Origin of the sequence: Burkholderia sp. BCC1998, from assembly GCF_905339875.1 — a bacterium.
Classification (GTDB): Bacteria; Pseudomonadota; Gammaproteobacteria; order Burkholderiales; family Burkholderiaceae; genus Burkholderia.
Map to the genome: position 1 here is coordinate 122,769 of NZ_CAJPHE010000023.1, position 10,435 is coordinate 133,203.

Consider the following 10,435-nt stretch of genomic DNA (forward strand, 5'->3'; position numbering starts at 1 on the left):
GCAACGCGACTCGCCTGATCGTACAAGGAGAAGGTGCAATGTTTTCGTGGTTTGAACGGCGCTTGCCGACATTCCCGCTCGAGGATCCCGTCACGCCGCCGAAGGGGTTCTTTTCGTTCGTCTGGGCGTGCACGACAGGCGCGCGCGGCTGGATCCTGCTGATCGCGCTGACGTCGGCCGCGCTCGCCGCCTACGAGGCCGCGCTCTTCGCGATGATGGGACGTGTCGTCGACTGGCTGTCCGCGTCGACGCCGGCCGACTTCGGCGGCCGCCATTTCGGCACGCTCGCCGGCTTCGCGGCGATCCTCGCGGGCAGCGCGCTGCTGATCGCGCTGCATACGATGGTCAAGCACCAGGTGCTCGCAATCAACTTCCCGATGCGGCTGCGCTGGCTGTTTCACCGGCTGATGCTCGACCAGAGCCTGTCGTTCTACGCGAACGAGTTCGCCGGCCGCGTGACGACCAAGATCATGCAGACCGCGCTCGCGGTGCGCGATGCGCTGTTCATGTCGGTCGACGTCGTGATTGGCGTCGCCGCGTACCTGATCGGCATTCTCGCGCTCGCGGCCAGCTTCGACTGGCGGCTGATGATTCCGCTCGTGCTGTGGGCGCTCGGCTATGGCGCCGCCTGTGCGTTCTTCGTGCCGCGCCTCGGGCGCGTCGGCAGCCAGCAGGCGGATGCACGTGCGCTGATGACGGGCCGCATCACCGACGCCTATTCGAACATCACGACCGTGAAGCTGTTCTCGCACACGCGCCGGGAAGCCGATCACGCGCGGCGCGCGATGGAGGCGTTCAAGGCGACCGGCGATGCGCAGATGCGGCTCGTCAGCGCGTTCGAGATCGTCAACCATCTGCTGTCGACGCTGCTGCTGGTCGGCTCGAGCGGTCTCGCGCTCTACCTGTGGCTGCACGGCGAGGCGAGCGCGGGCGTGGTCGCGGCCGTGATCGCGATGGCGTTGCGGCTGTCGAGCTATTCGCACTGGATCATGTGGGAGATGACCGAGCTGTTCGAGAACGTCGGCACGATCCAGGACGGCATCAACACGCTGACGAAGGTGCGCAGCGTGGTCGACGCGCCCGACGCGAAGGCGCTCGCCGTGCAGCTCGGCGGCATCGTGTTCGACAACGTGCGCTTCGCGCACGAGGACAACGACACGCCGGTGTTCGACGGCCTGAACCTGACGATCCGGCCGGGCGAGCGGATCGGCCTGATCGGCCGATCGGGCGCCGGCAAGTCGACGCTCGTGAACCTGCTGCTGCGCTTCTACGACGTGGATGGCGGCGCGATCCGGATCGACGGGCAGGACATCGCGCACGTGACGCAGGACAGCCTGCGCGCGGCGATCGGGATGGTCACGCAGGATACCTCGCTGCTGCACCGGACGATGCGCGAGAACCTCCTGTACGGCCGCCCCGACGCGACCGAGCGCGAGATGCACGACGCGGCCGTGCGCGCGGAAGCGTCCGACTTCATCGGCCGGCTGCGCGACCGGCACGGGCGCAGCGGCTACGACGTCGAGGTCGGCGAGCGCGGCGTGAAGCTGTCGGGCGGCCAGCGGCAGCGCGTCGCGATCGCGCGCGTGATACTCAAGGACGCGCCGATCCTCGTGCTCGACGAAGCGACCAGCGCGCTCGACTCCGAGGTCGAGGTCGCGATCCAGCGCAGCCTCGACGGCCTGATGAGCGGCAAGACGGTGATCGCGATCGCGCACCGGCTGTCGACGATCGCCGCGATGGACCGGCTGATCGTGCTCGACGAAGGACGCATCGTCGAGGAAGGCACGCATCTGCAGCTGCTGCAGGCTGGCGGCATCTATGCGGCGCTGTGGGCACACCAGAGCGGCGGGTTCCTCGGCGAGACGGCGGAAGCGGAAGGGGCGGCGCAGTAACGCGTGCGCGGCAGGCAGGCAAACGCCCGCCTGCCGCGCCTGCGTCACAACCGCACAATCGTCGATTTCAGCTCGGTGTATTTGTCGAGCGCGTGCAGCGACTTGTCGCGACCGTTACCCGACTGCTTGTAACCGCCGAACGGGAAGTTCATGTCGTCGCTGCCGTCGCCGTAGCAGTTGACCCAGACGGTGCCGGCGCGCAGGCGCCGCGCAACCGTGTGCGCCGTCGTGTAGTCCGCCGACCACACGGCCGCCGCGAGCCCGTATTCGGTGTCGTTGGCGATGCGTATGGCCGTCTCGACATCGTCGAACGCAATCACCGACAGCACCGGCCCGAAGATTTCCTCGCGCGCGATCGTCGCATGCGCGTCGACGTCGAACACGGTCGGCTCGACATAAAACCCGCCCGTCTCCTCTCGCACGCGCGCACCGCCCGTCACCAGGCGCCCCTCCTCGCGTCCGATGCCGATATAGCGCATCACGCGTTCGAGCTGCACGCGATCGACGATCGCACCCATCGCCACCGCGGGATCGAGCGGATGCCCGGGCGCGAAGCGCCGCGACGCGGCGACCACCTTGTCGACGAACGCATCCTTGATGTCGCGATGCACGAGCAAGCGCGAACCCGCCGTGCACACTTCCCCCATGTTGAAGAAGATCGCATCGGCGGCCGCCTGCGCGGCGCGATCGAGATCGGGGCAATCGGGCAGCACGATGTTCGGCGACTTGCCGCCCAGTTCGAGCCACACGCGCTTCAGGTTCGACTGCGCGGCACACGCCATGATCTGCTGCCCGGTGCGCGCCGAACCGGTGAACGCGATGCAGTCGACGTCGCGATGCAGCGCCAGCAGGCGACCCGGCTCGGCGCCGCCGGGCACGACACTGAAGACGCCGGGCGGGATGCCGGCCTCGTAGGCGAGCTGCGCGACGCGGATCGCGGTCAGCGGCGATTTCTCGGACGGCTTGAGCACCACGCTGTTGCCGGCCGCGAGCGCCGGCGCGAATTTCCACGCGGCCATCAGGAGCGGGAAATTCCACGGCACGACCGCCGCGACGACGCCGATCGGCTCGCGCGTGACGAGTCCGACGAGATGACGATCGGCGGGAACGACCTCGCCACCAACCTTGTCGATGGCCTCGGCATACCAGTCGACGCAGTGCGCGGCAGCCGGCACGTCGATGGCCGTGGTGTCGGCGATCGGCTTGCCGGTGTCGAGTGTCTCGAGCAGCGCGAGTTCGTCGCGATGCTCGCGCATCAGCATCGCCCAGCGCTGCAGCACGGCCTTGCGGGCACGCGGATTCATGCCGGCCCACGCCTGCGCGTCGAACGCGCGGCGGGCGGCCGCCACGGCCGCATCGACGTCGTCGACGCCGCAGTCGGCCACGTGCGCGAGCACGCGGCCGTCGATCGGGCTCACGCACGCGAAGGTTGCCCCGCTGTGCGCGTGGCGCGTGTCGCCGTCGATGAACGCGCGCCCTTCGATCGTCAGCACGGCAGCGCGGGCCTGCCAGTCTTCGAATGTGAATGGATTCATGGGTGTCCCCTTCCCGTCAGCGGTTGGCCATCACGATCCGGTCACCGGATCGATCGGCGTGAACGTACCGGCGCGCGCCTCGATCGCCGCGCCGGCGGCGAGGCACAGCGCCTCCTGGAAACGGCCTGCGACGAGCTGCACGCCCGTCGGCACGCCGCCGCGCACGCCGGTCGGCACCGACAGCCCCGGCAGCCCGAGCAGCGCGGTCGCCAGCAGCGGCCCCTGCATGTCGACGATGTGGCGCATCGCGTCGTCGCCGTTCTGGTCCGCATCGATCGCGAACGGCTGCGCGCACGACACCGGCATCAGCAGCAACGGGTAACGCGCGAAGAACTGCTGCCAGTCGCGCAGCAGCGCGGTCCGCCGCGCCAGGCCGTTCATGTAACCGGCCAGGTCGAGCGGCGCCGCGAGGTTGCGCTGGCTCGCGAACGCGGTCCGGATCGCCGCGTCGCCGTGCTGCATGATCACGTCGCCGAGCCCGCTGCGCGCTTCGTTGGTCACGAGGTCCAGCCACAGCACGCACGCTTCGGCGATTCGCGGCGGTTCCGCTTCCTCGACGATGCAGCCAGCCTCTTCCAGCCAGCGCGCGGCCTGCCGGACCGCATCGACGACCACCGGATCGGACCGCACGCACGGCAGTGCGGGACACACGGCGACCCGTGCGGGAAACGTCACGTCGCGACCGGCCGGTGCGACCGGCATCCACCATGCGTCGCGTGCGTCGCCCGCCGCCATCGCGTCGAGCGCGAGGCGCAGGTCGCCGACCGTGCGCGCCAGCGGCCCCTGGACGGACGCGAGCTGCACGGCGAGCGTGCGGTCCTTCGATTGCGTCGGGTTGTAGGCGGGAACGCGGCCGGTGCTCGGCCGCAGACCCGCGACGCCGCATGCGTAGGCCGGGTAGCGAATCGAGCCGCCGAGATCGTTGCCGTGCGCGATTGCGCCGATGCCGGCGGCGACCGCCGCGGCCGCGCCGCCGCTGGAGCCGCCTGGCGTCAGCGACGGATTCCACGGATTCGACGTGCGGCCGTGCAGGTCGTTGTCGGTGAACCACCGATACGAAAACGCCGGCGCGTTGCTGCGCCCGATCACGATCGCGCCCGCGTTGCGCAGGTTCGCGGTCACCGGGCTGTCCTCTTGCGCGACCAGGCCCGCAAACGCACGCACGCCGTTCGTCGTCGCGCGGCCGGCCGTATCGACGTTGATCTTCACCGTCACCGGCACGCCGTGCAGCGGGCCGACGGGCGCGCCGCGCGCGATCGCGGCATCGGCGTCGGACGCCGCCTGCAACGCGCTGTCGGCCAGCACGTCGACGATCGCGTTGATGACGGGGTTCACCTGCTCGAGCCGCTGCAGGCAGCTGTGCACGAGTTCCGTCGACGACACGTCGCGCCGCGCGACGCAAGCGGCCATCTCGGCCGCGCTCAGCCGCCACAATTCCTGGGTCATGGGATGCTCCTCGTTGATGATCGGATCGGGTGGATTCGGCCTTGCGCTACGCACGCGACGGCTCGGCCCGCGGCGCATGCGACGCGTAGATCTTCCGGCATGTCTCGACGACCTCCCAGGTGCCGCGAAAGCCCGGCGGAATCACGAAGCGGTCGCCGGTACGCAGCACGCGTTCGCCGCCCTCGGCATCGCGCACGATCGCGACGCCGCTCAGCATCTCGCAGTACTCCGACTCGTCGTAGTCGATCGTCCAGCGTCCGGGCGTGCATTCCCAGATCCCGCAACTGAAATGCCCGCACGGGCTGATGTAGTGATGCGAAAGTGTCTGCATCGGATTGCCGTCGAGCAGCAGTCCGGCCGGCACGCGGCTTTGCGTGAGCCTGGCCGGCGCCTGCAGCAGGTCGACTAGACGGGTGACGTCGGTCATGAATGCCTCCAGCGTATGAGTGAGTGGTTCGAAACGATTCGTCGCGCGCGTCAAAGCAGGTCCATCGTCCGGTGCCACGCCATCGCGAGCGCCAGCATCGGCGTGCGCAGCGCGCGGCCGCCCGGAAAGTCGCGATGGCGAATCCGGCCGAACAGGTCGAAGCGCGCGGCCTGCGCGTCGATCGCTTCGGCGATCAGCCGCCCCGCGAGGCCGGTCACGTTCACGCCGTGTCCGGAGAAACCCTGCGCGAAATACACGGTGGGCTCGAGCCGCCCGAAATGCGGCGCACGGTTCATCGTCGCGTCGATCAGGCCGCCCCATGCGTAGTCGATCCGCACGTCGGCCAGCTGCGGGAACGTCTTCAGCATGTCGCGCCGCATCGCCGTCGCGAGATCGCGCGGCGTGCGCGTCGAGCTGCTCGCCTTGCCGCCCCACAGCAACCGCCGGTCGCGCGTCAGCCGGAAATAGTCGAGCGCCGAATTGCAGTCGCTGATCGCCGCGTCGGCCGGCATCGTCTCGGCCGCCCGCGCTTCGCCGAGCGGCTCCGTCGCAATCAGGTAGGTCGCCACCGGGATGATCTTGCGTGCCAGGCCGGGCGCGAGCCGCCCCAGGTATGCATTGCCGGCCAGCACGACGTAGCGGGCGTCCACGTGCCCGCGCGCGCACCTGACGCGGTGGTATGGCGCGGCTCGATCGAGCGCGAGCGCGGGTGTGTCCTCGTGGATCGTCACGCCGGCCGCGCATGCCGCGCGCGCGAGGCCGAGCGTGTAGTTCAGCGGATGCAGGTGGCCGCTGCCTTCGTGACGCAGGCCGCCGACATAACGATCCGATGCGACGAAGCGCGGCATGTCCGCGCGCTCGACGATGTCGTAGCCGCGATAGCCGAAACGGCTCGCCGCGGTGTCGCGCCATTTGCGGAGCGCGTCGATGTGGCGCGTCTTGTTCGCGGCCGTGAGATAGCCGAGGGTCAGGTCGCAGTCGATGCCGTACCGCTCGACCCGCTGCCGGACGATATCGACCGATTCGAGCCCCATCGCCCATATCTGCCGCACGTCGTGTTCCGGCAGATGGGCCGAGAACGTATCGATGTCGCACGAGTACCCGGCGATCAACTGGCCGCCGTTTCGGCCGCTGGCGCCCCAGCCGATTCGCGACGCCTCGACGAGCACGACCGAATGGCCGCGCTCGGCGAGATCGAGCGCCGCGGACAGGCCGGTGAGCCCGCCGCCGATCACGCACACGTCGGCGGAAACGGCACCGTCGAGCGACGGATGGCGGGTCCGGTCGTTGGCGGTATCTGCGTAGTAGGACTGAGCATGTTGCTGGTATTCAAACTTGAGCATGAGTGACATTCGCGTGCGGCGTCGCGTCAGAACGCGTAGATGAGTTGGGTCGCGAGCAGGTCGTTCGACTTCGCGTACGACCCGTCGTGACGCAGGAATACCTTGTTGCTCGCCCAGTCGTGCCGGTACTCGACCTTGACCGTCACCTGCTGGGTCGGATAGAACAGCAGGTCGAATGCGGCCGCCTGCCGCGTCGCGCCCTTGCACTCGAAGCCGACGCCGCCGTTCGCCTTCGACATCGCGAGGCAGTCCGCATCGATGCCGAAGCCGTTGTACGGGTCCATTCCGTTGCCGTTCAGGCCGATCGACGATCCGCCGCCGCCGTTCCTGCGATTGACGAGCAGGTCGTAGCGCAACGTCGCGCCCATGCGACCGACCACCGGCACGTTGAACTTGCGATGTGCGAGCAGCGACAACCCGAACCACTGCGCCAACCCGCCGTTGAACGCGCCGTGCTGTTGCTGGCCGTAATCGAGCTCGGCGTTGTACTGCGCGTCGGCGAGCGTGTAGGTCGCATCGGCTTCCGCAAAGAAGAACGCGCCATAGGCACTCGGCGCATTGCCGCCCACGCCGTAGTGCACGTTGCCGGTGGCCGGGTCGATCGCGCTCGGCAGCGTCTGGCGGCCGATGTTGATCGACCCGCCGATGTCGAGCGCGCTGCCGCGCAGGTAGTCGACGCGCGCGGTGAAGGTCGGCACCTTGTTGCTCGTCGTGATCGGGTCGCCGAGCGCGTTCACGCCGGTCTGCGTGACCGCGCCGGCGCTGCGGAACTGTTCGTTGCCGACGAAGAACTTCCACGCCCACTGGCCGCTCGGGCTCAGGTAGTTGATGCCCGCGCCGATCGACGAACCCGGATCCGAGAAGTCGTACAGCAGGTTGTGCGTGAGCGTGAGCATCTGGTTCGACTGCTGGTACTCGTAGCCGCCGAAGCCGAGCACCAGCCCGCCGACGAACGCGGTCGTGCCCGACAGGGGCACCGTAACGACCGCCGTATTCACGATGTCGAGCCCGCTCGCGCCGCTGCCCGTCATCATCGACAGGCCGGCGCCGCGGTTCGGCATCAGCGTGATTTCAGCGGACGGTGCGCTCGGCCCGACACCGAACGTCTTCTTGATGTCGAGGAATACGTCGCCGAACGTGCTGTTGTAGTACGTGTAGGCATTCTCGTGGTTCGCGAACTGGAACGACGACGTGCCGGCGCCGCGGTTGTATACATAGGTCGGATCGAGATAGCCGGTCACCGACAGGCCCGCGATCGGCCCGGTACGCGCGGCGTCGGTCAGCGAGTCGACCTTCAGTTGCTGGTTCGCGACCTGCTGGCGGATCTCGGTCACGTCGTCGTTGGTCAGCACGGCCGGCGCCTGCCCGTAGCCGGACGCCGACGGGTCGGCCGCGGACGCACCCGCCGCCACGGTGGACGACACCGGAGCAGCCGCCGGTTTCGCGGCCAGTTGTGATTGCAGCGCGCTCATCTGCCGCTGCAGCACGGCGATCTGCTGCTGCAGCGTCCTGATCTGGTCGGCGCTCGAACTCGCGGCCGCCAACCCCGGCAACGCGCCGGCGACCAGCGCGCAAAGCATCTTCTTTTTCATCCAGCGTCTCCTTGTCGTTGTTCACTTCACGGGATGCGGTGCGGGGTCGTGCCGCGCGTGCGCGGCCGACGGACGAGCGGGCGGCGACGCGGACGGCGCAGCCGGCGTGTCCGGCGCGGCGGCCGCGTGCCATGCACGCGCCTCGCGAGCCTGCCGCCTCTCGCGAGCCAGCATCGAGCGGTTCACGACGACGACGCCGATCGTCACGACCGCGATGAACACCGTCGCGAGCGCGTTCATCTCCGGGTTGAGTCCGAGCCGAACGCGCGAGAACACGACGAGCGGCAGCGTCGTCGAACCGGGGCCCGACAGGAAGGCGGAAAGAATGACGTCGTCGATCGACACGGTGAATGCGAGCAGCCAGCCCGACACCAGCGCCTGCGCGATCAGCGGCAGCGTGATCACGAAGAACACCTTCAACGGCCGCGCGCCGAGATCGAGCGCGGCTTCCTCGATCGAGCGGTCGAGCTCCTTCACGCGCGACTGCACGATCACCGCGACGAACGAAAGGCACAGCATCACGTGGCCGATCCAGATCGTCAGCCAACCGCGCCCCGCGGGCCAGCCGAAGGTTTGCTGCATCGCGACGAACAGCAGCAGGAGCGAGATGCCCTGGATCACTTCGGGAATCACCAGCGGCGCGTTGATCATCGCCGCATAGAGCGTGAAACCGCGAAAGCGCCCCATGCGGGCCAGCACGAAGCCCGCCCACGTGCCGATCGCGACCGACGCGGTCGCCGTCAGCAGCGCGATCTTCAGCGACAGCCATGCGGCCGTCAGCAGTTCGCCGTCGTGCAGCAGCGCGCCGTACCAGCGCCACGAGAAACCGGACCACACCGTCACCAGCTTCGACGCGTTGAACGAGTACACGACCAGGCTGATGATCGGGATGTACAGGAACAGGAAGCCCGCACCCAGCACGCCGGCGGACCACATGCGATTCGCGCGGGTCATGAGCGCCCCTCCGCTTCGGCCTGGCTGTAGTGGAGCAGCGCCATCGGCACGAGCAGCAGCGCCACCATCGTCACCGTCACCGCGGACGCCATCGGCCAGTCCATGTTGTTGAAGAACTCGTCCCACATCACGCGGCCGAGCATCAGCGTGTTCGCGCCGCCGAGCAGTTCCGGAATCACGTATTCGCCGACGGCCGGAATGAACACGAGCAGGCTGCCCGCGACGATCCCGTTTCTCGACAGCGGCAGCGTGATGCGCCAGAACGCCGACCACGGTGTCGCGCCGAGATCGTGCGCGGCCTCGAGCAGCGTGAGGTCCATCTTCACGAGATGCGCATAGAGCGGCATCACCATGAACGGCAGGTACGAATAGACCATCCCGATGTAGACGCCCGCATCGGTGTGATAGAGGCGCAGCGGCGTGTGGATGATGCCGAGCGCCGCCAGCGCGTGATTCAGCAGGCCGTCGTCCTTCATGATCCCGACCCACGCGTAGACGCGAATCAGGAACGACGTCCAGAACGGCAGCAGCACGGCCATCATCAGCAGGTTTCGGCGTGCCGGCGCCGCGCGAGCGATGCAGTACGCGATCGGATAGCCGGCGAGCACGCACATCAGCGTCGACGCGGCGGCCATCTTCAGCGAACTGACGTAGGTGTTCAGATACAGGTCGTCCTGCAGCAGCAACGCGTAATGCTTCAGCGACAGCACGACCCGTAACGTGCCGGCTTCGAGGCGTGCGAGCGCGGTGTATGGCGGGATGCCGAGCATCTGGTCCGCGAAGCTGATCTTCAGCACCAGCACGAACGGCAGCGCGAAGAAGATCACGAGCCACAGGAACGGCACGCCGATCGCGACGCCGCGGCCCGACGGCAGGAAGCGCGACAGCGCGGCGAAGCGGCTGCGGCGCTTCGAAGCCTGTGTCGTTGCGGCGGCACCGGTCGAAACCGGCGCGGACGGCGTGGAGGCGGAAGTTCTCATCATGTCGTCCTCACTGCGTCAGCACGACACCGCTGGCCGGCGACCACGACACGAACACGTCGTCGTTCCACGCCGGCGCACTGTCGTGCATCAGGTGCGAACTCGACAGGTTCGACACGACCGTCTTGCCGCTCGGCAAACGCACGTGGTACAGCGAGTAGGCGCCCATGTACGCGATGTCGGTCACCACGCCGCGCGCCCAGTTGTGATGCGAACCCGGCTTCTCGCGCGATACGTGCACGCGCTCCGGCCGCACCGAGATGCCC

General features: G+C 68.4%; 9 protein-coding genes. 1 reads left to right on the top strand and 8 read right to left on the bottom strand.

The window, feature by feature from the left end:
• The first annotated feature begins 38 nt into the window (after positions 1-38).
• Complete coding sequence (locus U5A56_RS30540; RefSeq protein ID WP_321926184.1) at positions 39-1,892, top strand: ABC transporter ATP-binding protein; 1,854 nt, start codon at positions 39-41, stop codon at positions 1,890-1,892.
• Positions 1,893-1,936: 44 nt separating this feature from the next.
• On the opposite strand, the gene U5A56_RS30545 is transcribed toward U5A56_RS30540, so the two are convergent.
• From U5A56_RS30545 to U5A56_RS30580, 8 genes are all read right to left on the bottom strand, one after another.
• On the bottom strand, positions 1,937-3,427 hold the full coding sequence (locus U5A56_RS30545; protein WP_044847707.1) for an aldehyde dehydrogenase: 1,491 nt from the start codon (positions 3,425-3,427) through the stop codon (positions 1,937-1,939).
• Between the two features lie 30 nt (positions 3,428-3,457).
• Positions 3,458-4,873 carry an amidase family protein gene (locus U5A56_RS30550; RefSeq protein WP_321926187.1) on the bottom strand — a complete coding sequence of 472 codons (1,416 nt, stop codon included), beginning with the start codon at positions 4,871-4,873 and terminating at the stop codon, positions 3,458-3,460.
• Positions 4,874-4,919: 46 nt separating this feature from the next.
• Positions 4,920-5,300: a cupin domain-containing protein gene (locus U5A56_RS30555; RefSeq protein WP_052664815.1), complete on the bottom strand. Its 381-nt coding sequence runs from the start codon at positions 5,298-5,300 to the stop codon at positions 4,920-4,922.
• 50 nt (positions 5,301-5,350) lie between these two features.
• A complete protein-coding gene (locus tag U5A56_RS30560) occupies positions 5,351-6,643 on the bottom strand; it encodes an NAD(P)/FAD-dependent oxidoreductase (RefSeq protein ID WP_044847717.1) in 1,293 nt (430 codons plus the stop codon).
• A 26-nt stretch (positions 6,644-6,669) separates the two neighbouring features.
• Positions 6,670-8,235, bottom strand: coding sequence for a DUF3138 family protein (locus tag U5A56_RS30565; RefSeq protein WP_044847709.1), 1,566 nt, complete (start codon positions 8,233-8,235; stop codon positions 6,670-6,672).
• Positions 8,236-8,256: 21 nt separating this feature from the next.
• On the bottom strand, positions 8,257-9,189 hold the full coding sequence (locus tag U5A56_RS30570; protein WP_321926192.1) for an ABC transporter permease subunit: 933 nt from the start codon (positions 9,187-9,189) through the stop codon (positions 8,257-8,259).
• Positions 9,186-10,169, bottom strand: coding sequence for an ABC transporter permease subunit (locus U5A56_RS30575; protein WP_044847718.1), 984 nt, complete (start codon positions 10,167-10,169; stop codon positions 9,186-9,188). Before U5A56_RS30575 ends, U5A56_RS30570 begins: the two co-directional genes overlap by 4 nt.
• A gap of 10 nt (positions 10,170-10,179) precedes the next feature.
• A partial coding sequence (locus U5A56_RS30580) for a TOBE domain-containing protein (RefSeq protein WP_321926194.1) occupies positions 10,180-10,435 on the bottom strand: 256 nt, incomplete at its 5' end.

Excerpts from the sequence above, each read along its gene's own strand:
- U5A56_RS30570 (WP_321926192.1), bottom strand. The coding sequence starts at position 9,189 with ATGACCCGCGCGAATCGCATGTGGTCCGCCGGCGTGCTGGGTGCGGGC.
- U5A56_RS30575 (WP_044847718.1), bottom strand. The coding sequence starts at position 10,169 with ATGAGAACTTCCGCCTCCACGCCGTCCGCGCCGGTTTCGACCGGTGCC.
- U5A56_RS30550 (WP_321926187.1), bottom strand. The coding sequence starts at position 4,873 with ATGACCCAGGAATTGTGGCGGCTGAGCGCGGCCGAGATGGCCGCTTGC.
- U5A56_RS30540 (WP_321926184.1), top strand. The coding sequence starts at position 39 with ATGTTTTCGTGGTTTGAACGGCGCTTGCCGACATTCCCGCTCGAGGAT.
- U5A56_RS30565 (WP_044847709.1), bottom strand. The coding sequence starts at position 8,235 with ATGAAAAAGAAGATGCTTTGCGCGCTGGTCGCCGGCGCGTTGCCGGGG.
- U5A56_RS30555 (WP_052664815.1), bottom strand. The coding sequence starts at position 5,300 with ATGACCGACGTCACCCGTCTAGTCGACCTGCTGCAGGCGCCGGCCAGG.
- U5A56_RS30560 (WP_044847717.1), bottom strand. The coding sequence starts at position 6,643 with ATGCTCAAGTTTGAATACCAGCAACATGCTCAGTCCTACTACGCAGAT.
- U5A56_RS30545 (WP_044847707.1), bottom strand. The coding sequence starts at position 3,427 with ATGAATCCATTCACATTCGAAGACTGGCAGGCCCGCGCTGCCGTGCTG.